This is a genomic window from Bacteroides sp. Marseille-P3684 (assembly GCF_900291465.1).
GTDB lineage: Bacteria > Bacteroidota > Bacteroidia > Bacteroidales > Bacteroidaceae > Phocaeicola_A.
The window spans coordinates 2,135,389-2,160,894 of the sequence record NZ_LT985808.1; the positions used below are offsets into that span (position 1 = coordinate 2,135,389).

Here is a 25,506-nt window from a genome sequence, read left to right on the forward strand (position 1 = left end):
TGTTTAGATTTCAATTTGGTTGCCTGCATAGAACTCCAGCAATACACGGTTCAGGATAGCCATATACTTAGCCTGTACACGTTCTTGTTGGGCGCTCATCAGGTTGTTCTTCTCGGTGAGTAGTTCTACCGTGTTCTTCATGCCGAGCTTGAATTGTTCGTTCACCAGTTCATAGCTGCTTTGGCTACTCTTCAGCTTTGCATCAGCTGCTACAAACTGTTGTTGGGCACTTGAGGCATCGAGCCACATGGTCTCGATGGTGCGGTAGAGTTCCTTTTGTGCATTGGTCAGGTCGAGTTGCCGGCTTTCGCGTTGTATCTTGGCTTTCTCCACAGCACTTTTTGTTTCCCGGTTGCTGAAGATGGGTAAGCTGACGGACAGTCCAATGGAGTTGTTCCATCCGCGTTTCACCTGTTCGGAGAAGGTAAAGTCGCTTCCTGTGGTGTGATTGGTGCCGATACCGGCTGTCAGGCTGACGTTGGGCAGGTATCCTGCTTTCGCCATGCTGATGCTCAAATCTGCCGACTGGATGTTGAGACGGCTGCTTTGTATTTCCGGACGGAGCGCCAAGGCGGTGTTGTAGATGTCAGCCTTGGCAGGGAGCGGGGAGAGCACGTTTGTTTCGTCCAGTTCCGGGATGGCAAGTGTAAAATCCCTGTCACCGTCCAGCTCCAGTAATTGTTTCAGCTGAAGTTTGTAGTTCTCCAGCGAAGTCTGTGCGGTTACAAGTTGGTAGTTGTCATTGCTTACTTGGGATTCCAGTTGGGCGAGTTCGCTCTTGGAGATATCGCCGGCAGCCAGCAATTCCTTGCCACGCTCGTATTGTGCCTTGCTCAGCTCCAGTGTCCCTTCATTGATGCGAACAGATTCGTCTGCATAGAGTATTTGCACATAGAGCTTGGTGATTTCTTCCTGCAAGGTGTTCTCTTGTTCGTTGACAGTCAGTTCGGCGGTCTCTTTATTCAGCTTCTGTTGCTTGATGGTGTTCAGGCGCTGTCCACCATTCCACACGGTCCATTGGGCATTGAGACCATAGCTGCCGGTGTAGGAGGTCTTGTTGGAACTGCTGATAATTTCAGTTCCGCTGACCATGCTGCTGGTCTCCTGGTAAGGACGGTTCGTCATGTTGTGTCCGGTGCTGAACGATAAGCTGGGGAAGAGTGCTGCTTTGGCAGTCTTTACATCCACTTTGCTTTCTTCCAGTGAGAGCCTGTTCTGTTGCAGTTGGATGTTCTGTTCCAAAGCATAGCGGATGCAGTCGTTCAATGTCCATGTCTTTACCTCTTGGGCAAAGACGCCCCATGGTGAAGTGATGGCAAAGGCGGCGATTGCATATACGATTCCTTGTTTCATTCTGTTTGTCTTTTAAGATTTTCTCTATACAAAGGTAGTAGGGAATATGATGCGATGCAATTAAAATAGATTTATCCTTCATTTTTGTCGTTTAATCGTTGCATTTTCCCGATAAAATTGTCGCATAGTCTCTTTCAGTGTTTCTTTGCGTCAGGAACATTACGTACCTTTGTCTCCGGATTTGAATATTAACCTTAATAAGAAAGGAATAATTATGTTCTCAGGAATTGTAGAAGAATATGCAGAAGTGGTTCGCATCGAGAAAGACCAGGAAAACCTGCATCTCACCCTCCGTTGTTCGTTTGTGGATGAACTGAAGATTGACCAAAGCATCTCTCATAATGGAGTATGTCTGACAGTTGTGAAGATTCAAGACGGGACTTATACTGTGACAGCCATGCGTGAGACCATTGAACGTTCAAATATAGGTATGCTGAAAGTTGGCGATAAAGTAAATGTGGAACGCAGTATGTTGATGAACGGCCGTCTTGACGGGCATATTGTCCAAGGACATGTTGATATGACTGCCGAATGTGTGGATGTTCAGGATGCTGATGGCAGTTGGTATTATACGTTTAAATATGCGTTTGACCGTGAGATGGCAAAGCGGGGATACCTGACGGTAGATAAAGGTTCAGTGACCGTTAATGGAGTCAGTCTGACTGTGTGCAATCCTACTGAGGATACATTTCAGGTTGCTATCATTCCCTATACCTATGAGCATACGAACTTCCACACCATTCATGTGGGTAGTGTTGTGAATATCGAATTTGATATTTTGGGAAAATACATCAGCCGTATCATGCAGCTGTCAAAATAGATTGTCCGACGGATGAAACACAAGTGTTTGATCTGCCAAACACATTAGCTTGACTCATCAAACACATTAGTTTGACTTGACAAACATAGTAGTTTGACAGGCCTAAGTATAATACTTTGGCAAGCTAAGTATAATACTTAGGTGGTCTAAGTATAATACTTATCTCTATCAAACTAATTGGTTTGACAGGTCAAACTCTTGTGTTTGGCAGGTCGAAGACTTGTGTTTATCCAGTGAAACGCAAATACCCGAAGGGGCGTTAAAAGCATACCTTCCTTCTTATATACAAAGAGGGTGCGTCACTCGTTGCGACACACCCTCTTGTTGATGTACGCTCGACATGAGTGTTGTCTAACGGGTGCAAGTCCCGAGTAAGCCCTAATAGCGGGAATTACATAGCTCAAGGTAAGGGTGCTCACCGCGAGGTGAAATCTGAAGGAAGCCGTCGGCAAATATCTGACCTGACGAACAGAAACTTCATACAAGGCATTTAACCATGGATAAGATTACATCACAAATCAAAATCCCATAGCTATTCGGAATGGTTGGGTGTAAATGAAGCAGGTATAAGATTGAAAGACAACGCTCTTATTCGAGGAGGTCTCACGGACGTACAGAATGTCTTATGAAAAGTACGGAGTAAAGCTTATCGTGAGAAGTCAGCAGATGCCATAGTACCTAAGGCACGTGTGCCTACGGGGAAGGGCAGAATCGAGCAGTGCAAAAGTAAATGACTGCTACCCTGCGAGTCTTTTGTAGTCAGATGTCCGAAAGGAACTCTCTATTCAAACGATAGGACGGAATCCGACAATAGGATAGAAGTGACGTTACTCAATGGTATAGCTGAAAACAACTTGCCACACATCGCAAGATGAGAAAGCTCGAAACCGCCGTATGCCGAACGGCACGTACGGTGGTGTGAGAGGTCGGTAAATACGAAAGTAGGAGATAAATGCCTATGATTAGTATTTACCTCCTACTCGATTTAATACCATTTATTGAAGAAGAGAATTATGCCTCTGCGGGAGCCTCTTCTGCGGCAGGAGCCTCAGCAGCTTCTGCATTTGCAGCAGCCTCGGCTTCAGCCTTAGCAGCAGCTTCAGCAGCCTTCTTCTCAGCTACTTTCTTGGCAATTTCTTCATTAACCTTCTTCTCAGCATCCAGACGGGCCTTGGCAGCAGCCTTCTTTTCTTCTTCTTGTTTAGCCTTGAAAGCAGCCAGACCATTTTGTTTGTCAGCTTTCCAAGCTTCAAATTTAGCTTGAGCCTGAGCCTCGTCAAATGCGCCCTTCTTCACACCACCTTGCAAGTGTTTCATCAAATAAACACCTTCTCTGGACAAGATGTTGCGTACGGTGTCTGTGGGTTGTGCACCGCAGTTCACCCAATACAAGGCGCGCTCGAAATTCAAATCTACTGTGGCAGGATTGGTGTTCGGATTGTAAGTACCAATTTTTTCAGTAAATCTACCATCACGTGGTGCTCTTACGTCTGCAATAACAATTGAGTAGAACGCATAGCCTTTGCGTCCTCTTCTTTGCAATCTGATTTTAGTTGCCATTCTTACTAACTGTTTTTTTGTTTAATAATTGATTTGAATTATGCTAATAACCCGTATTAGCGGCTGCAAAGATAGTGCTTTTATTCTAATTATCAACTACAGACGGTTCGTTTTTATTGATTTATCTCCCGAAGCCACTTTTCCAACTCACCTGTCCATTGACGTTTGTAGGGAAAGCTGTCACGGAAGCCCCATCCATGTCCTCCAATGGGATAAACGTGAAGGCTGTATGGAATACCCGCTTTACCTAAAGATGTCGCATAATTGAGGCTGTTGCCGGGAGGTACGGCGCGGTCGTCGCTAGACAATGCGATAAACGCTTTCGGAGTTTGTTCGTTCACTCGTAATTCCATGGAGAAGTCATGAACATCGGTTTCTACAGCCTGTTTGCCCAGCAGGTTCTCTCGTGAACCTTGATGTGTTCCTTCGCCCATGGTGATGACGGGGTAGAGGAGAATCTGGAAAGCCGGGCGAACATCTGCCGGAGCCAGATTGGCAACGGTCGCTGCCAGGTGACCTCCGGCTGAAGCACCCATGATGCCTATTTTGTTTGAGTCGATATGCCACTCCTCTGCATGCTGTTTCAGGAGTCGAATGGCTTGGTAGGCATCGGAGGAAGGTATATTCTTGTGTCCGTTGGGCATGCGGTACTGCAATACGGCCAGCGTGATGCCTTGACTATTCATCCAGGCTGCCATGTCGGTACCTTCATGCTGCATGGCCAAATGAGCATAGCCTCCGCCCGGACAGCATACAATGGTCATACCGTTCGGGTGGGCTGCCGGATAGACATATAGCTGTGCTTCGTTTGTATGTTGGGTGCGTCCGGCATCCTTCTCGTTACTGTTTGTTGTCAGCCCGTTCGATTCGGGGGCGCCTTGTTCCCATACAGGGAGGATGATGGGCTTTTGTGCCTGTAGTCCGGTGAGGAAGGACAGAAGCAGTCCCATCAGGAAAACTCTTTTTTTCATAACGGTAGGTTTTAGTTTAAAAGGAATGCAGACTGATGCTTCTGTCCACCGGAAGCATCAGTCTGCGTTGGTTGGTTAATAAGGCAATCGTTTATTTTTGTAATTTCATGCTGGCCTTTACTAGGAATATAATAAGGATCGCGTACATTATAATAGATACGACCTCGCTCATCGGGTTAGCGAGCCATTCTTCGTGTACAAGGTTGATTCCTCCAAAGCGCATGGCGGCACTGACTACACCCATCAATGCACCACCGGCAATGAATCCTGATGCCAACAGAGTGCCTTTCTCTCCTCGTGCGGCATTGACTGCTGCATCCTTGCTTCGAGTCGTAACGTACCAGTTGATGGCGCCACCGACAACAAGAGGAATATTCAGTTCCAAAGGAATGAACATACCCAGGGCAAAGGCCAAAGCCGGTACTTTGAAGTAAGTGAGCACCAAGGCAATGATTGCGCCAATGGCATAGAGTAGCCACGGAGCACCGACACCACTCATCAACGGTTCAATGACGGCAGCCATCGCATTGGCTTGCGGGGCAGCCAGTTGTCCACTGGTAAACCCGTAGGTCTGGTTCAGAATCATGATGACGCCGCCTACTGTGGCTGCTGAAACCAATGTTCCGAGGAACTTCCAACTTTCCTGCTTCTTCGGAGTGGTACCTAGCCAATAGCCAATCTTCAGGTCGGTGATGAAGCCGCCGGCCATGGACAAAGCCGTACATACCACGCCTCCCATCACCAGGGCTGCTACCATGCCTCCTGTGCCTTTCAGTCCGACAGCTACCATGATGACGGAAGCAAGAATCAATGTCATCAGTGTCATTCCTGATACAGGATTGGTACCGACAATGGCAATGGCGTTGGCTGCTACAGTTGTGAAAAGAAAGGCAATGACTGCCACCACAAGAATACCTACAATCGTGTGGAGGAGGTTACCTTGCATGACATCAAAGTAGAAGAACAGGGTTACCAGAATCAGTGTCAGAATGGAACCTATGGCTATGATTTTCATGGACAAATCTTTCTGAGTACGTTCTACCTCTACGTTCGCAGTACCTTTGCCTTTCATCTCCTTAGCGGCAAGTCCGACGGCACCTTTGATCAGTCCCCATGATTTCACAATACCGATAATACCCGCCATGGCAATACCGCCGATACCGATGCTTTTGCCATAAGATGTGAAGATCTGCTCTGGACTCATCTGGCTTACTGTCAAGGTGATGTTAGGGTCCCACATGTTCAGCACCTGATCGCCCCAGATAAGTGCAATGCCCGGGATGATAATCAGCCATACGCTGAGTGAGCCGAAACAGATGATGGCTGCATATTTCAGTCCAACGATATATCCCAGACCCAGTACGGCTGCACCGGTGTTGACCTTGAACACAAGTTTGGCCTTTTCTGCCAGCATTTCACCCCAACCGCACACACGGGTCGTGAAGTTCTCGTTCCACCATCCGAATGTGGCTACAATGAAATCATAAAGACCGCCGATGAGTCCGGCAAGCAGCAATGGCTTTGCCTGACTGCCTCCTTTTTCTCCGGAAACCAGCACTTGTGTGGTCGCTGTCGCTTCCGGGAAAGGATATTCACCATGCATGTCTTTTACAAAATATTTACGGAAAGGAATCAAGAACAGAATACCCAGTACGCCACCAAGTAAGGAACTGATGAATACTTGCAGGAAGTTGACGGTCATTTCAGGGTACTTGGCTTGCAGAATATACAAGGCTGGAAGAGTGAAGATAGCTCCTGCTACAATGACACCCGAGCAAGCGCCGATAGACTGTATGATGACATTTTCTCCCAGTGCATTCTTGCGTTTGGCTGCTCCGGAGATACCGACAGCGAGGATAGCAATCGGAATGGCAGCTTCAAATACCTGTCCGACTTTCAGACCGAGGTAGGCTGCTGCGGCGGAAAATAGAATTGCCATGCCAATACCCCATAAAACGGACCATAGGTTTACTTCCGGATAGTTCTTTTTCGGTGACATCACCGGTTCGTAGGTCTCTCCTTTCTTTAGCGGCCTGAACGCGTTCTCAGGCAAGCCTGTTTTCTTCTCTTCGTCTTGTTTCATTTCTGTAAATCTATTAGTAGTACGTTTGTTAATGATTAAGCGCATTCATGGAAGACAAAATTATCGAAATTTACGGTTTATCCCTATCTTTTGCTATTATTTTTTACATGAGAATCTGATTTTGACGTTTCCTGCGGACGTTTTGATAGTTTGTGAATCGCATTGTTTTCAGGCAACGAGGGGTGCTGCGGTTGCAACCAGAGAGGAATCATGGTGGTGCAAGGCATGTTTCCCAACTTTGACAAGCCGGCAGGGCAGTTTGACATACATGTCTCTGAAGTTCGGGCTTGTATTGCCATGAGATGAAGACGTGAAAGAAACTCAACGGATACGATAAAAAATGTAGGCTTATCAGATGACTCCTAAAATATTTCTATTATTTTTGCAGTCAAATTGTAAAGTGGATTTTACAAAATGACCGACTTAATCAAACATCAAGGTACTGTGGAAAACATTGTGGGCACTCATGTAAAGGTACGGATAGTACAGACTTCGGCGTGCTCATCGTGTTCTGCCAAGTCCTTTTGCTCATCGTCAGAGAGCAAGGAAAAACTCATTGATATATATGATGCTGATACCTCTTCGCTGCATTTGGGCCAGGAGGTAGTGGTCTATGGTACGACTTCCATGGGAATGCGTGCTGTTGGGCTGGCTTTTGGTGTACCTTTTTTGGTGATGGTTGCGGCTTTGTTTGTTCTCTATCGGTTGACTGGAGGAGACGAAGCCGTTTCTGCGTTGGGAGCTTTGCTGACCTTATTGCCTTATTACGCCGTACTTTATGCATTGCGTGGACGTATCAAACGACGTTTCTCTTTCCAAATAGAAACAACAGATAAATGATTAATTATAATTAACTAACTTATTATGGATTTAATTCTGGTTGCTGTGATTTCGTTGGGAGCCATCGGTCTGATTTCAGCTATCGTACTGTTCGTTGCTTCCAAGAAATTCGCAGTGTATGAAGATCCCCGGATTGGTGAGGTTGCAGAAGTGTTGCCTCAGGCCAATTGTGGAGGGTGCGGTTACCCCGGATGTGCCGGCTTTGCAGAGGCTTGTGTGAAAGCCGGCTCTTTGGAAGGTAAGTTGTGCCCGGTGGGAGGTCAGCCGGTGATGGCACGAGTTGCTGCCATCCTGGGGCTGGAAGCTGCATCGGCAGAGCCCAAAGTGGCAGTTGTCCGTTGTAATGGTAGTTGTGAACATCGTCCGCGTACGACACGGTATGACGGTGTGTCTTCTTGTGCTGTGGCAAATGCTACTTATGGAGGTGAGACCGATTGTACATTCGGATGTCTGGGCTGTGGCGATTGTGTAGATGCGTGTCAGTTTGATGCCATCCACATGAACCCGGAGACCGGGTTGCCGGAGGTGGATGAGAATGCTTGCACGGCTTGTGGAGCTTGTGTGAAGGCATGTCCTCGTCGCATCATCGAACTGCGTCCTAAGGGTAAGAACAATCGCCGCGTTTATGTTTCGTGTGTCAACAAGGACAAGGGGGCACAGACCCGTAAGGCTTGTTCCGTCGGTTGTATCGGTTGTGGAAAATGTGTGAAGGTCTGTCCGTTTGAAGCAATCACCCTGGAGAACAACCTGGCTTATATTGACCCGGCCAAATGTAAACTGTGCCGCAAGTGTGAGGCTGAATGTCCGCAGGGAGCGATTCTGGCTGTGAATTTTCCTCCCCGTAAGCCAAAGGTAGAAACTTCAGTTGAGGAGAAACCGGCTCAGACGGTGCAACCGGCAAAGGCTGAAGCCAAAGAGAACGTGAATGAATAATGGATTTTAAAAGATACGAACGTGAAGACATTTAGAATTGGTGGAGTTCATCCAGCAGAAAATAAATTGTCCGCCGGCAAAGCCATTCAAGCACTTGCACTGCCCAAACAGGCCGTGTTCCCTTTGTCGCAACACATCGGTGCCCCGGCGGTTCCCGTTGTCAAGCGAGGTGACTTGGTGAAAGTCGGTACAAAAATAGCTGAAGCAGGAGGCTTCGTGTCTGCTCCTGTCTTCTCTTCCGTGTCAGGCAAAGTGAGCAAGATTGATACGGTAGTGGATGCCAGTGGTTATCGTAAGCCGGCTATTTATATAGATGTGGAAGGAGATGAATGGGAGGAAAGCATCGATCGGAGTGCCGAACTGGTGCGTGAATGCTCTTTGTCTCCCGAGGAAATTGTTGCAAAAATCAAGGAGGCCGGTGTCGTTGGTATGGGAGGTGCCTGCTTCCCTACCCATGTGAAGCTTTGTCCTCCTCCGGGAGCGAAAGCTGAATGCGTCATCATCAATGGTGTGGAATGTGAGCCTTATCTCACGGCAGACCATCGTCTGATGTTGGAAAAGACGGACGAAGTGCTGGTTGGAGTCTCCTTGCTGATGAAGGCAGCGAAAGTGGACCAGGCATATATTGGTATAGAAAACAATAAGCCGGATGCGATCCGTGTCATGACAGAAAAGGCTGAAGGCTATCCGGGCATTGAAATCGTTCCCCTGCAAGTGAAGTATCCGCAGGGTGGAGAGAAACAGCTGATTGATGCCATTATCAATCGCCAGGTGCCTGCACCGCCTGCAATTCCTATCAGCGTGGGAGCTGTCGTTCAGAATGTCGGAACGGCTTATGCCGTGTATGAAGCCGTGATGAAGAACAAACCTTTGTTTGAACGCGTCGTGACGGTGACTGGCAAGTCATTGAAGAACCCGTCGAACTTCCTGACCCGTATGGGAACGCCGATGAGTCAGCTGATTGAGGCTGCCGGCGGCATGCCTGAAGATACGGGTAAAGTGATCGGCGGCGGTCCGATGATGGGCAAGGCATTGGTCAATACGGAAGTCCCCATCTGTAAAGGTAGCTCAGGTGTCCTGTTGATGAACGGGAAAGAGGCATCCCGCGGCGAAGCTCAACCTTGTATCCGTTGTGCGAAATGTGTGAGTGCCTGCCCGATGGGACTTGAACCGTTCCTCCTGGCAACATTGTCCATGCACAAGGAGTGGGAACGCGTAGAGAAAGAAGATATCATGTCATGCATCGAATGTGGTTCCTGTCAGTTCACTTGTCCGTCGCATCGCCCCATGTTGGACTATATTCGTCTGGGTAAGGGAACGGTCGGTGGAATCATTCGTGCACGTAACGCTAAAAAGTAAAGGAGATAACACGTATGGCAAATAAATTGATAGTGTCTTTATCCCCGCACGTTCATAGCGGCGACAGTGTTCAGAAGAATATGTATGGCGTGCTTATCGCCCTTATTCCGGCATTGCTCGTCTCGCTGATTTATTTCGGTGTGGGGGCAGCTGTGGTCACATTGACTTCGGTTGTGTCTTGTTTGTTCTTTGAATGGGTCATTACCAAGTTCATTCTCAAGCGGGAGAAAACGACGATTCTGGATGGTTCGGCAATTATAACGGGTGTGCTGCTGGCATTCAATGTTCCGTCCAATCTTCCAGTTTGGATTATTGTCATTGGCGCTCTGGTTGCTATTGGAATTGGTAAGATGACATTTGGCGGTTTGGGATGTAACCCGTTCAATCCGGCTTTGGTGGGGCGTGTGTTCCTGCTCATCTCATTCCCGGTTCAGATGACCAGCTGGCCTAAGATTGGTCAGGTCACTTCTTATTTGGATGCTGAGACCGGAGCGACTCCGCTTGCGCTGATGAAGATGGCTGTTCATGGGGATGCTTCGGCGTTGGAGCAGCTTCCGTCTTCTTTTGACTTGTTTATCGGAGCTACCGGAGGTTCGTTGGGTGAGGTCAGTGCGTTGGCGCTGCTCATCGGTTTGCTTTATATGCTTTGGAAGAAGATTATCACCTGGCATATTCCGGTGTCTATTCTGGCTACGGTCTTTGTCTTTTCCGGTTTGATGCATATGGCTAATCCTACACTCTATGCTTCTCCGGCCGTACATCTGTTTACCGGAGGTCTGATGCTGGGAGCGATTTTCATGGCGACGGATTATGTCACTTCTCCGATGACGCACAAGGGCATGATTATCTACGGCGTGGCTATCGGCTTCTTGACTGTGGTTATCCGCAACTTCGGTGCTTATCCGGAAGGCATGTCTTTTGCCATTCTGATTATGAATGCATTCACTCCGCTGATTAATAACTATTGTAAACCTAAAAGATTCGGGGAGGTCAAGAAGAAATGAAAAAGCTGGAATCTTCATTTAAGAATATGGTCATTGTGTTGACCGTAGTCGCTGTCGTAGCAGGCTTGTTGCTGGGCTATGTGAACAAGCTGACGGCTGAGCCGATTGCACAGGCGAATGCAAAAGCGTTGAGTGACGCCATTGCGTTGGTCGTTCCCGGTTTTGACAATGAGCCGGCAGCAAACCCTGACACTATTGAGGTGGATGGTGTGACCTATAAAATATATAAGGCTACGAAAGGAGACAAGTTCATCGGGGCGGCCGTCGAATCATCGGCAAATGGTTTTGGCGGAGCTTTGACGGTGTTGGTAGGATTTGACGCCGACGGCAAGATTATCGACTATTCCCTGTTGAGTCATGCCGAGACTCCAGGACTGGGTTCCAAGGCTGCCGACTGGTTTAAGAAAGGAGGCAAGGGAGACATTACCGGAAAGAACCCCGGTGATAAACCTCTGACGGTAAGTAAAGACGGAGGAGAGATTGATGCCATTACGGCATCGACCATTACGTCGCGTGCATTCCTGAATGCAGTCAATGCCGCCTACGCTGCCTATGCCAAGCAGAATGGAAATGAGGCGGCCGGTCTGAATGGAACGACAGGCGCCACCTCGCATGTAGAACAAAATTAAGAAAGGAGAGGCTATGAATAATTTTAAAGTATTGATGAACGGTATCGTCAAGGAGAATCCGACGTTCGTCCTGCTGCTGGGAATGTGTCCGACCTTGGGTACGACTTCCTCTGCCATTAACGGAATGGGCATGGGACTGGCTACGGCGTTTGTGCTCATTTGCTCCAATGTGGTGATATCGTTGATAAAGAATCTCATTCCGGATATGGTTCGTATTCCGGCCTTTGTCGTGGTCATCGCTTCGTTTGTGACTTTGCTCCAGATGGTGATGCAGGCATACGTTCCTGCCCTCTATGCAACTTTGGGATTGTTTATCCCTCTGATTGTGGTCAATTGCATCTTGCTGGGACGTGCCGAAGCTTTTGCTGCCAAGAATGGTGCCGTCGCTTCGTTCTTCGACGGCTTGGGCATGGGACTTGGCTTTACAATTGCCCTGACCATCCTGGGTGGAATCCGTGAGTTCCTGGGTACAGGCAAGCTTTTCAATATTACCATAATGCCTGAGGACTATGGGATGCTGGTGTTTGTATTGGCACCGGGAGCTTTCATTGCTCTTGGCTACCTGATTGCCATTGTGAATAGATTAAAGAAGGCATAACCTCTAACTGTTGATTTATGGAATACGTATTGATATTTATTACAGCCATATTTGTGAACAACATTGTTTTGTCACAATTCTTGGGAATTTGTCCCTTCCTCGGGGTGTCAAAGAAGATAGAAACGGCCTGTGGTATGGGAGCTGCCGTAGCATTTGTACTGACAATTGCTACCATTGTGACTTATGTCATCCAGAAGTTTGTACTGGATGCGTTCGGTATAGCCTACTTGCAGACGATAGCCTTCATTCTGGTGATTGCCGCGTTGGTACAGATGGTGGAGATTATTCTGAAAAAGGTTTCTCCGGCTCTCTATCAGGCTTTGGGCGTTTTCCTGCCTTTGATTACAACCAACTGCTGCATCCTGGGTGTTACCATCTTGGTGATTCAAAAGGATTTTGACTTGCTGACGGGAGTTGTTTATGCCTTCTCTACGGCACTTGGCTTTGCCTTGGCTCTTATCGTGTTTGCAGGTATTCGGGAGCAACTGGCCTTGGTCAATATTCCCAAAGGGATGCGGGGCATGTCCATCGCACTGGTGACAGCCGGTCTCCTGGCTATGGCCTTTATGGGATTCTCCGGGGTGGATAAGGGACTTTCGACCTTGTTTGGTTTGGATTGATTGGCAGATACGTTGCATCTGTTCTGTATAAGAAGGGAACGGGTGGACAAGCGGGTGAGGGGACATTCCCTGCATGCTTGTCCACTCGTTCCTTTTCAGTCTGTTCCTCTTGTGATTTTACTTTTGGGGCGGCTGATGTCTTGAAAATATATCCGGATGCACCGTTTTTTGTACAATGATTTTTTTACCTTTGCGAGAGATTAAAATCAGGAAAAGAATGATAGCACCACTTGTGATTTTAGCTGCAACGATGGGAAACCGTTATGGCGGTCTGAAGTACCTTGACGGTATCGGGCCACATGGTGAAACTATCCTTGATTATTCGGTTTATGATGCCATTCAAGTAGGGTTTAAACGTATCATTTTTGTAATAAACCCCTCTTTTGAAAAAGCTTTTAAGGAAACTATTTCTTCCAAATACAAGTCTGTGGTAGATGTTGACTACGTCTACCAGGATGTGACCGATGTCCCGGAGGCCTGGAGGAATCCGAAGCGGACGGCATTGTGGGGCTCTGCACATGCGTTGTTACGCGGACGCAGCCTGCTGGAGGGTGGCCCGTTTGCTGTAATCAATGCGGTGAACTTCTATCAACGGGAGAGCTTCGAACTGCTTTATCATGGTCTGCAGTCGTTGGAAAGTGCCTCTTATGACGCATTCTTTGTCGGTTACAAACTGGCAAATGTCTTGCCGGAATCGGGAGGAGCCAACCGGGGAATCTGTCAGCTCGACGATGACGGGTATCTGTTGCATGTGGACGAACTGGCCGGTGTGGAGCGGGTCGGAGGACATCCCATGTACAAGGATGCCGGAAACGTGTGGGTCAATCTGGATGAGCAGGCATGTGTGTCCATGAACATGTGGGGATTTACACCACGTGTCTTTGATGCGTTGGACCGGGGCTTTGACCGGTTTGTCAGGCAGCATGGCATGGACACGAAACAGGCTTACATCTTGCCGGAGTTCGTGAATGAGTGGATTGATGAGGGGGCTCGGGTCCGCCACTTGCCGACTGCCGCACGATGGATGGCACTGGTCTCACCGGATGATAAGAGCCAGACCTTGTTACGTATGAATGAGATGATTCGTAAAGGGGTATATCCTTTGCGGTTGTTTGCAGAAGAACAGCATGAAATGTGACACAACTAAATATGAAATTAGTATGAAAGGAAAAATTTTGGTGACCGGAGGAACCGGTTATATTGGTTCGCATACGGTCGTAGAGCTTCAAAATAGCGGTTATGAAGTGGTTATTGTGGACAACTTGTCCAACTCGCGTGCCGATGTTGTGGACAATATAGAGCAGATTACCGGTGTTCGACCGGCATTTGAACAGGTGGACTGCCTGGATTATGCTGCACTTGAAGAGGTATTCCGCAAGCATGAAGGCATTTGTGCCATCATTCACTTTGCAGCCAGCAAGGCGGTCGGGGAGTCGGTTCAGAAGCCTTTGTTGTATTACCGGAACAACCTGGTGTCGCTCATCAATTTGCTGGAGCTGATGCCCAACTATGCGGTAAAAGGCATTGTCTTCTCTTCTTCGTGCACCGTTTACGGACAGCCGGACGTGTTGCCGGTCACCGAAGATGCTCCTATCAAGAAAGCGGAATCGCCCTACGGCAATACCAAGCAAATCAATGAAGAGATTATTCAAGACACGGTGAAGTCCGGTTCTCCGATTCGTGCCATCTTGTTGCGTTACTTCAATCCGATTGGTGCGCATCCCAGCGGACTTATCGGTGAGCTGCCGAACGGGGTGCCCATGAACCTGATTCCTTTCCTGACTCAGACTGCCATCGGAATCCGCGAAAAGCTGAGTGTCTTTGGAGATGATTACCATACTCCGGACGGTTCCTGCATCCGCGATTATATCAATGTGGTTGACCTGGCGAAAGCACACGTCCATGCCATTGCCCGTATGCTGGAAGACAAGCAGGACGAGAAGGTTGAAGTCTTCAATATCGGTACCGGACGCGGATTGTCCGTGCTGGAGTTGATTCATGCTTTCGAGTCAGCTACCGGCGTAAAGCTGAACTATCAGATTACAGGACGCCGTGCGGGCGATATCGAGCAGGTCTGGGCAAATCCGGAGAAAGCAAATAAGGTGTTGGGATGGAAAGCTGAAACCAGCATCGAAGATACGCTTCGCTCTGCCTGGAACTGGCAGTTGAAACTGCGTGAAAGAGGTATTCAATAAGAGATATGATTTGAACAGGATATCGGAGAGGTTGCTTGCAAAGGAAGAGCAACCTCTTTTTACTGTCCGTTTGCGAACTACAAACTAAACTATCGGTTTATGAAAAAAGGACTTTACGCGTTGTCCTTCGGGACCTTCGGCTTAGGCATTGCTGAATACATCATGATGAGTATCTTGCCCGATGTGGCAGCAGACTTCGGTGTCTCATTGCCTGAGACCGGGCATCTGATTTCCGCCTATGCGTTAGGAGTCTGTGTCGGAGCACCCTTACTGGTAATTGTAACCCGGAATTGGCCGCTGAAAACCATTCTGTATGCCTTGATGACATTGTTCATTGTGGGTAATCTGGTGACCACGCTCTCACCGAACTATTGGTTGACGCTTTGCGCCCGTTTTGTTTCCGGAATGCCTCATGGAGCTTATTTCGGAACCGGCGTCATCATTGCCAATCATCTGGCAGAGAAAGGTAAAAGTACGTCGGCTGTTGCCACCATGGTCATGGGCATGACAGTAGCCAACCTGATGGGAGTTCCCTTGGGCAACCTTCTCGGGCATTATCTGTCGTGGCGAGTCGTGTTTGCTTTTGCCACCGTATGGGGATTGGTCACGGTATGGTTCATCTGTCGGTGGATACCGGTCTTGCCGGCCATGCCGAAGACGAACATGAAAGGTCAGTTCCGCTTTCTGAAAAAGCCGCAACCCTGGCTGCTGGCTGCAGCGACTGTCTTGGGAAACGGGGGCATCTTCTGTTGGTATAGTTACATCAATCCCTTGATGACCGATGTGTCGGGGTATCCAGTGGGAGTTATGCCGATTCTGATGTTGTTGGCAGGCGGAAGCATGTGTGTGGGCAATTACCTGGGAGGCGTCCTTTCCGACCGGTTTACTCCGGCACGTGTCTCCATGCTTACTCAGTTGGTTGCCTGCCTGTCATTGCTGTCCATCTTCTTGATGGCTTCGTATGCCTGGTTGTCTTTGCTGTTGATGTGTATTACGACCGGTTGTCTGTTTGCGCTTTCATCTCCCCAGCAACTGTTGCTTTTGCGTCATTCGCCGGGTGGAGAACTGATGGGCGGTGCCATGGTTCAGCTGGCTTTTAACCTGGGCAATGCATTGGGAGCCTTTTTCGGCGGATTACCGATTGATGCCGGATGGGGCGTCCGCTATTCTGCATTGATAGGCTCTTTATTCGCCTTGGTCGGCACTCTGGTGTTTGTCGTCTTTATCCGTCGGTATGAACGGAATGAATAGGCCGGCTTTATTGCGCTGACAAGTGCCGGTTCGTTTGGATACAAGTACGGCTTAGATGGACCTAAGTATAATACTTTGATACCCTAAGTATAATACTTAGGCAGGCTAAGTATGATACTTAGGTCCGTCTGTCCGCCACTTCAGTGAAGCACGAAGGCTACATGTATGAGGTCTGCGTGCTTTACTGGTTTATGCTAAGGCTGGTGCCAGATACTTTGCCATGATGTATCCACCGCCCAACAGCCAGATGTAAATGACGAAAGCCAGGATGAACGGTTTGGCTCCCGCCTGCTTGAACTTGTCGAAGCTTGTTTCGGCACCCAGTGCTGTCATTGCCATGGTGAGCAAGAAGTTGTCCAGTGTCGTAATGGCTTTCAGTCCGCTGTGCAGTGCCTCCGTCGGGATGAAACTGCATGCCTGAAGCAATGAGTTGAGACCGATGACGAGGATAAATCCAAAGGCAAACCAGGGAATGGTAATTTTGCTTTTCCCGTCCTTTGAGACATCCGTATGGCGGTGATGCCGTACCCGGGCGATGATATAACTCATAATGAGCAGCACGGGAGCCAGCATCATCACACGGATCATTTTGGTAATGGTAGCCTGGTCGGCAAGATGGAGGGCACCGGTGGCATCCATGGCATTCCCGGCACCCACGACATGCGCCACTTCGTGCAGGGTCGAACCGGTATAGATGGCCATGCTCTGAGGATCAAGGTCAACGATGCCGGTACGATACATGATAGGGTAGAGGAACATGGAGATGGTGCCGAAGATGACCACCGTGGAGACGGCGATGGCTGTTTTATAAGGCGCACATTTGACCACTGGTTCAGCACCCAGAACTGCTGCTGCGCCACAAATGGCACTACCGGTGGAAGTCATCAGAGCGGTTTTTTCGTCCATCTTCAGGATGCGTCCGACAATCATTCCCAGTGCAAGGGTAATGAAAATGACAATGGCATCGATGACAACTGCGGGCAATCCGATTTCCATGACTTGTTGGAAGGTCAGTCGGAAACCGTAGAGCACGATACCTGTGCGTAGAATCTGTTTGGTACACAGTTTGATACCCGGTACCCAGGTTTCGGGCAGTTGGTTCCGAAGGCTGTTGGCATAAAGCATACCCAGGATGATTCCCACAATGAGTGGACTGAATGACAATTGTTGGACGAAGGGGATTTCGGCGATGTAGAAAGCCGAGCAGGAGAAAAGTACAATCAGCAATACACCGTGCAGGGTGCTGGCTCGTTTTTCTGAAAACATAGTGGTTGTCAGTTTATGAATTAGTATTTTTTTGTTTTACGTCGGCAAAGGTACAGTTTATGCCAAGGCCGTCCAATTGTCTTTTTATTATAGGATATAACTAAATCTTATAAAGCAAGTTCTGAAAGGTTTAATAGCTTCTAGTTAAATAATGTTTAAATATGAAAGTTGCAGGGGGTAATGCTTGTGCGGATGAGTTTTTCCCCTTACATTTGCAATGTGTTTTTCATAGTATTAGATTTAAGGTTAAGTAAAGGTTGGGTCAAAGCGTTGACCCTTTTTTTATGTCCTTTCGTTTCTGTTGCACAGTCAGTCATCGTTCTTCATTCATTCCGTTTAGCATCAGCCTTGAATTTATCGTGCAATGATTTGAAAAGAGTCTTTCAAGGATGCTCTGGCTCAATCTGCCAAAGGCAAATGGCAAGCATTTTGTAGGCATTTAAAGAGACGTTTGCCGGCGGTTTGATGACAGGAAGTAATTTCGGCAATTTTTTTACAATTGTCAAGAGATAGGATTGGTACATCATTTTTAATAAAAGCTTGGCGAAACAGCCCTGTTATTAGAATCGGTTACATCTGTAAACCTATCAAAAAAACATTAAATTTGCCGGTGCTCTCCGTAATTTATAGATTTTTTGTATCATTCTTCGTTAAGAATACGTACTTTTGCGACATAAAGTTTTAATCAATTAAATAGATCTACAGGATGAGAAAAACAACTTTTCTGAGCTTATTGCTCTTCTTTGTTTGTGCTGTGACCGCGATGGCACAAATGCAAGATCCGGTTCACTTTAAATCGGAACTTAAACAAATCTCCGGTACGGAGGCTGAGATCGTATTCACGGCAACCATTGATGATGGGTGGCATGTGTACTCTACCGACCTTCCTGATGGAGGTCCGATTTCAGCGACATTTAATGTGGATAAAATTGAAGGAGCGGAATTGGTTGGCAAGTTGATTCCGGTCGGCAAGGAGGAAAACAAGTTTGACCAGATGTTCCAGATGCAGGTTCGTTTCTTCGAGCATAATGCCAAGTTTGTGCAAAAGTTGAAGATTACGGGTGCCACATTCTCCATTGAAGGCTATATGCAATATGGTGCCTGCAACGATCAGAACTGCTTGCCGCCGACGGATGTAAACTTTTCATTCAAAGGCAAAGGGGATGCAAAGGCAGCAGCGGCAACTCCCGCACCATCAAAAAAAGATGAAGCTGTAGCAACGGAAACTTCTGAAGCTCAAGAGGCCGATACACTTGCCGCAGATGCTACAGCTGCCAATGATTCAGTAGCGGCAGGTGCTCATGCAGCAGTATCAGGAGATTCCGACCTGTGGACTCCGGTTATCAAGGAACTGAATGTATTCGATAATCATACCGAGTCTTCAAACAATTCTTGGCTGTATATTTTCTTTGCCGGATTCGTCGGTGGTCTGATTGCCTTGTTTACTCCGTGTGTGTGGCCCATTATCCCGATGACGGTCAGCTTCTTCCTGAAGCGTACCAGTGATAAGAAGAAGGGTATCCGCGATGCATGGACCTATGGCGCATCCATTGTTGTGATCTATGTAGCCTTGGGCTTGGCTATCACGCTGATATTTGGAGCAAGTGCACTGAACTCACTCTCGACAAATGCAATCTTCAACATCTTCTTCTTCCTGATGTTGGTTGTGTTTGCTGCCTCTTTCTTTGGTGCTTTTGAAATCACTTTGCCTTCTTCCTGGAGTACGGCAGTTGACAGTAAGGCCGAAAAGGCCGGTGGCTTGTTGAGCATCTTCCTGATGGCATTCACTCTGTCACTGGTGTCGTTCTCCTGTACAGGTCCTATCATCGGTTTCCTGTTGGTAGAAGTTTCGACGACAGGCAGCATCGTGGCTCCTGCCATTGGAATGTTGGGCTTTGCCATTGCTCTGGCTCTTCCGTTCACCTTGTTTGCCATGTTCCCGTCTTGGCTGAAATCCATGCCTAAGTCTGGTGGATGGATGAATGTCATCAAGGTCGTATTGGGTTTCCTGGAATTGGCTTTTGCCCTGAAGTTCCTTTCTGTTGCCGATATGGCATATGGTTGGCGTTTGCTTGACCGTGAAACCTTCCTGGCTTTATGGATTGCTATTTTTGGTCTGTTGGGCATTTATCTGTTGGGCGGCATCAAGTTCCCGCATGACGACGATGAACGTAAAGTCAGCGTTCCGCGCTTCTTCTTGGGACTGATTTCATTGGCCTTCACTATCTATATGGTCCCCGGTCTGTTCGGTGCGCCGTTGAAAGCCATCAGTGCTTTTGCTCCTCCCAGCAGTACACAGGATTTCAATCTTTACAAGGAAGACGAGGTACATGCCAAATTTACCGATTATGATGAAGGTATGGCTTATGCAAAGCAGGTAGGCAAGCCTGTCATGGTGGATTTCACCGGATGGGGATGTGTCAACTGCCGCGAGATGGAATCCAAAGTTTGGATTGACCCGAAGGTTCGTGAACTTCTGACTGAAGACTATGTGCTGATTTCTCTCTATGTCGACGAAAAGGAAAAGTTGTCTGAAAGAATCACGGTAGAAGAAAATGGTCAGACACGTATTCTGCGTACGGTAGGTGACAAGTGGAGCTACTTGCAACGTGTGAAGTTTGGTGCGAATGCACAGCCTTTCTATGTGCTGTTGGACAATGAAGGGAAGCCGTTGAACGGTTCTTACTCTCACGATGAGGATGTTGACAAGTATGTGAAGTTCTTGCAGACTGGTTTGGAAAACTACAAGAAAAACAAATGATCTGAATAAGTTTCTTTACCTTACTTAAATACTACCATGTTAGATTCAACAGAAAGAAAACAGATTATAGCTCTGATGCAGCGCGAGGTGGTTCCCGCTATCGGCTGCACGGAGCCTGTAGCAGTAGCCTTGTGTGTTGCTAAGGCTACTGAGACGCTGGGCTGTTTGCCGGAACATATTACTTTATATTTAAGTGCCAATATTCTGAAGAATGCAATGGGGGTAGGCATCCCCGGTACTGGAATGATTGGTCTGCCTATTGCAACAGCCTTGGGAGCACTGGTGGGTAAGTCGGATTACCAGCTTGAGGTATTGAAGGACTCCAACCCGGATGCCGTTGAGAAGGGAAAGCAATACATTGCAGAGAAACGCATCACCATCCTGTTGAAGGAGAATATCACAGAGAAGCTTTATATTGAGGCAATTTGTGAAGCTGCCGGTCATACGGCAAAAGCTATCATTGCCGGTGGTCACACGAATTTCGTCTATGTGGCGAAGGATGATACGGTCTTGCTGGATAAGCAGTCTGCGACTCAGGCGGAAGGTGAGGCGAAGGATGTACAGCTCTCTTTCAAAAAGGTCTACGAGTTTGCAACGACGACCCCGTTGGAAGAACTGGAGTTTATTCTGGAGGCAAAACGCTTGAACATGGCGGCTGCAGAGTTCTCTTTGAAAGGTGATTACGGTCATGGCATTGGACGTATGATGTGTAGCAAGCAAGAGCATGAGATTATGGGCGACAGCGTTTATTCCCGCATTTTGTCCTATACTTCGGCTGCTTGTGATGCTCGTATGGGAGGTGCCATGATTCCAGTGATGAGCAACTCCGGTAGTGGCAATCAGGGAATTACTGCAACATTGCCGGTTGTGGTATTTGCTCAGGAGAACCATAAAAGCCATGAGGAGCTTGTACGTGCTTTGGCACTCAGTCACTTGACTGTTATTTATATCAAGCAAAGCTTGGGCCGTTTGTCTGCTTTGTGTGGCTGTGTGGTCGCAGCGACAGGGTCTGCCTGTGGTATTACCTATCTGATGGGAGGTACTTACCAACAAGCCGTTTATGCGGTGAAGAACATGGTGGCCAACCTGACCGGTATGTTGTGCGATGGAGCCAAGCCCAGTTGTGCCATGAAGCTGTCAACGGGAGTTTCTACGGCTGTCTTGTCAGCCATGATGGCGATGCAACAGCGTTATGTGACATCTGTGGAAGGTATCATTGATGACGATGTGGACAAATGCATTCGCAACATGACACGCATCGGTTCTGTCGGCATGAATGAGACTGATCGTGTCGTACTGGACATCATGACGCACAAAGGTTGTTGATAGACCGTTACCTGCATAATAACGATAAAAGGGGATACATCGCTGAATGTATCCCCTTTTATCGTTATGCAGATCAAACTAGTTCAGATGCCTTAGTCTGCGGCATTCTGATAGAGGAAGCGTTTGATACTCCGTTTAGGAGTCTTTTCAAATTCTTCATGGAATATTTTGATGCGTGATACCTGGCAGTAACCCGGGATTAGCGTGTTGAGTGTGGTACGATTTTCTTCCATTACCCGGGTGATATCTTCTTCACTGACGATACCTTGTGCAGCTGCTTCTTCAAAATCCGGATAAATCAGTGCGACCAGTTTGTCATCCTTTTGTATGACAATGGATTCGGTAACATAAGGCAGGTTGTTCAGTTTCTCTTCTATTTCTTCAGGATAGATGTTTTGTCCGGAAGGTCCTAGAAGCATGTTCTTGCTGCGTCCCTTGATGAAGACATTTCCTTCTTCATCAATGATGCCCAGGTCTCCGGTATGCAACCATCCGTCCGGTTCAAGGACTTCGCGTGTAGCCTCTTCGTTCTTATAGTATCCCAGCATGACGTTCATGCCCCGGCAGAGAATTTCTCCCACGACATGATGGGGGTCAGGGCTGTCAATCTTCACTTCCATACGGGGAGCAGCCTTTCCACAGGAGCCTGGCACGAACCGTTTCCAGTCCTCATAGCAGATGATGGGGGCACACTCGGTCATGCCATATCCTACGGTATAGGGGAAATTGATCATCTTCAGGAAATGTTCAACGTCCTGGTTGAATGCTGCTCCACCGATGATGACTTCATAGAACTTACCGCCAAAAGCCTGTATCACCTGCTCACGAACAGTGTTCTTGATTTTATCATTGATGATGGGGACTCTCAGGAGTATCTGCATGGCAGGTGTCTGGAGTCTGGGGAGTACCTTCTTCTTGATAATCTTTTCAATAATGAGGGGAACGGAAATAACAATGCTGGGTTTGATTTCCTCAAAGGCTTCAAAAATGATTTTTGGACTGGGGACCCGGTTGAGGTAGTAAATGTGGCAACCGACACAGAATTCATAGATAAATTCAAATGCCAACCCATACATGTGGGCCATGGGAAGCATGGAGACTAACCGGTCATTCCGTTTCAGCGTCAGCACTTCATAGGCAAACTGGGTATTGGACCATAAGGCACGATAGGGAATCATGACACCTTTTGAGAGGCTGGTAGTCCCGGAAGTGTAGTTGATCATGGCAAGTTGCTCGGGTTCATCGAGATCATAGTGAACATGTTCAATGCGGAAATTCTTAGGGAACTTCTTGCCGAACATTTCGTTTAAGTGCTCTCGTGCATACGTCAGCTGTTCAGAACGTGAGACAAGCAGAGAATAGTCGTTGAGCATAATGATACCCTCCAGCGATGGCATTTCCTTTTCATCCAGCTCAGGCCAGACCATATCACCCACCAGGAGCAGACGGGCATCGGAATGATTGACAATATAATGTATGTTTTCTGCTTTGAATTCATGCAGTACGGGCACTGCTACTGCTCCATAGGTCAGGGTCGCGAGAAATGCAGCTCCCCATTGGGCACTGTTGCGTCCGCAAATAGCAATGCGGTCACCCTTTTTCACTCCACTTTCTTCGAAGATGATGTGTAGTTTCTCGATTTTGCGTGCTACATCTTTATATTGCAAGGTGGCACCTTTGTAGTCAGTCAGGGCATCTTGATCCCAATATTCCTTAATAGCACGTTCGATGAGGGCTATAAAACTTTGGTTCATAATTTGCACATTTAATAGTTGTATGTGCAAATGTATAACAATAAACGCGCATTGGCAACAATATTGAGGAAAACTTAATGGCTGACGGGTTGGCGGGCAAACTGGCGTAAACCTGTTTGTTCGTCAATTAAATATACAATCTTTCTCCAAAAATCTTGCTTCCTACGCGTACGAGTGTCGCGCCTTCCTGAATGGCCAGGGGATAGTCGTGACTCATTCCCATGGATAGTTCACGGAAGGTGGATGAATCGCTGAAGAAGTGTTCGCGGGTTTGCAGGAAGTACTCATGCAGCGAATGGAATTCTTGTCTTACTTGCTGCATGTCGTCTGTATTGCTGGCCATCCCCATCAGCCCGCATAGCGAGACATGTGTGAGGCTTTTCCATTCGCCGGATGCCAACATTGCGGTACATTCATCGAAGCTGAATCCAAATTTTGTTTCTTCCTGTGCAATATGCAGTTGCAGAAGGCAAGGGATAGTCCGTCCGCATTTTGCAGCCTGTTTGTTGATTTCAGCAAGCAGTTTGTAGGAGTCTACACCGTGTATCATGGCTACATAGGGAGCCATATACTTGATTTTATTGGTCTGGAGATGTCCGATGAAGTGCCATTCGATATCTTTGGGTAGCGCTTCTTGCTTCTCTGTCATCTCTTGTACCTTGCTTTCACCGAAAATGCGTTGTCCGGCTTCATAAGCCTGCATGATGGCTTCATTGGGATGGAACTTGGAAACAGCAACCAAGCGTACACCGGAAGGCAGGTCATTCAAGACCTCTTTGAGATTTCTCTGAATACTACACATGATGATAAAATTACACAAGTTATAGATGAAAAAGATTGAATCTATCGGGCGTGGAGTTTGCACTTTCCGTCAGTAGACATTCAACACAGAGACACCAAGGACAGATGAGCTTTCCATTTTGGAATCGGGTGAAAAGGGGACTCTGTCACTTTGTGTCTCTGCGGTGATGTATTTGTCTGCATTTCGTATGCTGCCTATCGTTTGTCAGCATCGGGGAACTCCGGCTTGACATCGGGTTCGGCTGAATAGGGGTAAACGTCCATAATGGTAGTCTCGGCAATGGAGGCAATGGTATAGTCTGCCATGGTGCCTTTCATGCCTTCGTCGAGCTTCTTGACGGCATCGCGCAAATCGGCTGCTTGTACCAGTATCTGTGTCGCCGTTTTCTTTTCAGCGCCGCTTTTCTCATCCAGTGTGATGAAGTAAAGCTTGCACTTGAACCAGCGGTCGGCAGCCTCTTCATCAGATGGGAATAACTCGCTATAGTTTGCGCGTTTGATATCTGATACTGTAAATTCTCCGCTGATGAAAGGGGTCATTTCCTCTATGATGCGTGCTTCTGCTTCTGTGAAGCTGAGTGCATCCACCAGATAAGGTTCGGTTACTTTCTTGTTCATCCCGTTTTCCAAAGTCTTTTCGTAGCGTATTTTGCATTCAAACCAATTATGCGTTGCCATTATTGTATTGTTTTATGTTATTTAGGTTAGTATATAGTAAGGTATCTATTCAGTCGAGCTGATTGCTTGTGTTCCGATTATTTCACAGGTATCTTGTCGATGCGTTTCTGGTGGCGTCCGCCTTCAAATTCGGTATGGAAGAATTCTTCCATGATGGCAGCGGCCGTTTGTGTATCAATGAAGCGTCCCGGCATGACCAGTACATTGGCGTTGTTATGCTGGCGGCAGAGATGGGCTATTTCCGGAATCCAGCATAATCCGGCGCGGATGCCTTGATGCTTGTTGAGTGTCATGTTGATGCCTTCTCCACTTCCGCAGATGGCTATGCCCGGATAACATTCTCCGGACTCGATGCCCTGTGCCAAGGCGTGTCCGAAGTCGGGATAATCACAACTGTCAGTCGTATAGGTTCCATAATCTTTGTAGGGCATATGGTGTTCGTCCAACCATTGCTTGACGTATTGTTTCAGTTCAAAGCCTGCATGATCGGAGGCTAATCCTATGATTTTTGTATCCATTGTCGTTGTTTGTTTTGAAAATTCACGCAAATTTCGGAATTAATCTTTGTTTGGGCAAATAATGAAATGCAAATGTCGGTATGCATCGTTGTGAAAAGAAAGAAGGAGTTCAAATGGGACTGTTGGGTCTCAGTCCGATTCTTACTCCTTCTTTAGTCATGTATTGGAACGATGCTTATTCAAGGA

The 25,506-nt window shown here is 47.5% G+C and carries 22 protein-coding genes; 13 read left to right on the forward strand and 9 right to left on the reverse strand.

Features of this window, described 5'->3' with window-relative positions:
- Positions 1–3: 3 nt before the first annotated feature.
- Positions 4–1,353, reverse strand: a complete 1,350-nt coding sequence (locus C8275_RS08300; RefSeq protein ID WP_106484787.1) for a TolC family protein — start codon at positions 1,351–1,353, stop codon at positions 4–6.
- A gap of 214 nt (positions 1,354–1,567) precedes the next feature.
- Here C8275_RS08300 and C8275_RS08305 point away from each other — a divergent pair, with 214 nt between their 5' ends.
- Entirely contained in the window at positions 1,568–2,173 is a 606-nt protein-coding gene (locus C8275_RS08305) for a riboflavin synthase (protein WP_022384695.1), read from the forward strand.
- Between the two features lie 1,011 nt (positions 2,174–3,184).
- Here the strand turns inward: C8275_RS08305 and C8275_RS08310 are convergent.
- The 3 genes from C8275_RS08310 to C8275_RS08320 form a co-directional block, all read right to left on the reverse strand.
- Positions 3,185–3,733: a 30S ribosomal protein S16 gene (locus C8275_RS08310; protein ID WP_022385641.1), complete on the reverse strand. Its 549-nt coding sequence runs from the start codon at positions 3,731–3,733 to the stop codon at positions 3,185–3,187.
- 113 nt (positions 3,734–3,846) lie between these two features.
- Positions 3,847–4,704 (reverse strand): alpha/beta hydrolase, encoded by an 858-nt coding sequence (locus tag C8275_RS08315; protein WP_106484788.1) that lies wholly within the window; start codon positions 4,702–4,704, stop codon positions 3,847–3,849.
- Between the two features lie 91 nt (positions 4,705–4,795).
- Positions 4,796–6,787: an OPT family oligopeptide transporter gene (locus C8275_RS08320; protein ID WP_106625773.1), complete on the reverse strand. Its 1,992-nt coding sequence runs from the start codon at positions 6,785–6,787 to the stop codon at positions 4,796–4,798.
- Between the two features lie 414 nt (positions 6,788–7,201).
- Between C8275_RS08320 and C8275_RS08325 the strand changes: the two genes are divergently transcribed.
- From C8275_RS08325 to C8275_RS08370, 10 genes are all read left to right on the forward strand, one after another.
- Complete coding sequence (locus C8275_RS08325; RefSeq protein ID WP_022385638.1) at positions 7,202–7,627, forward strand: SoxR reducing system RseC family protein; 426 nt, start codon at positions 7,202–7,204, stop codon at positions 7,625–7,627.
- 24 nt (positions 7,628–7,651) lie between these two features.
- Positions 7,652–8,560, forward strand: coding sequence for a Fe-S cluster domain-containing protein (locus tag C8275_RS08330; protein ID WP_106484789.1), 909 nt, complete (start codon positions 7,652–7,654; stop codon positions 8,558–8,560).
- A 21-nt stretch (positions 8,561–8,581) separates the two neighbouring features.
- A complete protein-coding gene (gene rsxC, locus C8275_RS08335) occupies positions 8,582–9,919 on the forward strand; it encodes an electron transport complex subunit RsxC (RefSeq protein WP_106484790.1) in 1,338 nt (445 codons plus the stop codon).
- Positions 9,920–9,933: 14 nt separating this feature from the next.
- On the forward strand, positions 9,934–10,923 hold the full coding sequence (locus C8275_RS08340; protein ID WP_106484791.1) for an RnfABCDGE type electron transport complex subunit D: 990 nt from the start codon (positions 9,934–9,936) through the stop codon (positions 10,921–10,923).
- On the forward strand, positions 10,920–11,552 hold the full coding sequence (locus C8275_RS08345) for an RnfABCDGE type electron transport complex subunit G (RefSeq protein ID WP_106484792.1): 633 nt from the start codon (positions 10,920–10,922) through the stop codon (positions 11,550–11,552). Before C8275_RS08340 ends, C8275_RS08345 begins: the two co-directional genes overlap by 4 nt.
- Before the next feature lie 13 nt (positions 11,553–11,565).
- Positions 11,566–12,150 (forward strand): RnfABCDGE type electron transport complex subunit E, encoded by a 585-nt coding sequence (gene rsxE / locus C8275_RS08350; RefSeq protein WP_022385633.1) that lies wholly within the window; start codon positions 11,566–11,568, stop codon positions 12,148–12,150.
- 17 nt (positions 12,151–12,167) lie between these two features.
- The gene (rsxA, locus tag C8275_RS08355; protein ID WP_022385632.1) at positions 12,168–12,770 is read left to right on the forward strand and encodes an electron transport complex subunit RsxA; all 603 of its coding nucleotides are present in this window, start codon (positions 12,168–12,170) and stop codon (positions 12,768–12,770) included.
- Positions 12,771–13,020: 250 nt separating this feature from the next.
- Complete coding sequence (locus C8275_RS08360) at positions 13,021–13,908, forward strand: sugar phosphate nucleotidyltransferase (RefSeq protein ID WP_369861212.1); 888 nt, start codon at positions 13,021–13,023, stop codon at positions 13,906–13,908.
- Between the two features lie 22 nt (positions 13,909–13,930).
- Positions 13,931–14,965 carry a UDP-glucose 4-epimerase GalE gene (gene galE, locus C8275_RS08365; RefSeq protein ID WP_106484793.1) on the forward strand — a complete coding sequence of 345 codons (1,035 nt, stop codon included), beginning with the start codon at positions 13,931–13,933 and terminating at the stop codon, positions 14,963–14,965.
- Positions 14,966–15,064: 99 nt separating this feature from the next.
- Complete coding sequence (locus tag C8275_RS08370) at positions 15,065–16,216, forward strand: MFS transporter (RefSeq protein ID WP_022385629.1); 1,152 nt, start codon at positions 15,065–15,067, stop codon at positions 16,214–16,216.
- Between the two features lie 189 nt (positions 16,217–16,405).
- Here C8275_RS08370 and C8275_RS08375 read toward each other — a convergent pair whose 3' ends face one another.
- A complete protein-coding gene (locus tag C8275_RS08375; protein ID WP_022385628.1) occupies positions 16,406–17,482 on the reverse strand; it encodes a YeiH family protein in 1,077 nt (358 codons plus the stop codon).
- Positions 17,483–18,188: 706 nt separating this feature from the next.
- On the opposite strand from C8275_RS08375, the gene C8275_RS08380 reads away from it, so the two are divergent.
- Complete coding sequence (locus C8275_RS08380; RefSeq protein ID WP_106484794.1) at positions 18,189–20,243, forward strand: cytochrome c biogenesis protein CcdA; 2,055 nt, start codon at positions 18,189–18,191, stop codon at positions 20,241–20,243.
- Positions 20,244–20,279: 36 nt separating this feature from the next.
- Positions 20,280–21,569 (forward strand): serine dehydratase subunit alpha family protein, encoded by a 1,290-nt coding sequence (locus C8275_RS08385; RefSeq protein WP_106484795.1) that lies wholly within the window; start codon positions 20,280–20,282, stop codon positions 21,567–21,569.
- A 92-nt stretch (positions 21,570–21,661) separates the two neighbouring features.
- On the opposite strand, the gene C8275_RS08390 is transcribed toward C8275_RS08385, so the two are convergent.
- The 4 genes from C8275_RS08390 to rpiB form a co-directional block, all read right to left on the reverse strand.
- Complete coding sequence (locus C8275_RS08390; protein ID WP_106484796.1) at positions 21,662–23,323, reverse strand: AMP-binding protein; 1,662 nt, start codon at positions 23,321–23,323, stop codon at positions 21,662–21,664.
- A gap of 127 nt (positions 23,324–23,450) precedes the next feature.
- Positions 23,451–24,125 carry a YggS family pyridoxal phosphate-dependent enzyme gene (locus C8275_RS08395; protein ID WP_106484797.1) on the reverse strand — a complete coding sequence of 225 codons (675 nt, stop codon included), beginning with the start codon at positions 24,123–24,125 and terminating at the stop codon, positions 23,451–23,453.
- A gap of 194 nt (positions 24,126–24,319) precedes the next feature.
- Entirely contained in the window at positions 24,320–24,802 is a 483-nt protein-coding gene (locus C8275_RS08400; RefSeq protein WP_106484798.1) for a DUF4494 domain-containing protein, read from the reverse strand.
- A gap of 77 nt (positions 24,803–24,879) precedes the next feature.
- On the reverse strand, positions 24,880–25,320 hold the full coding sequence (rpiB, locus tag C8275_RS08405) for a ribose 5-phosphate isomerase B (protein ID WP_022385621.1): 441 nt from the start codon (positions 25,318–25,320) through the stop codon (positions 24,880–24,882).
- Positions 25,321–25,506 lie beyond the last annotated feature (186 nt).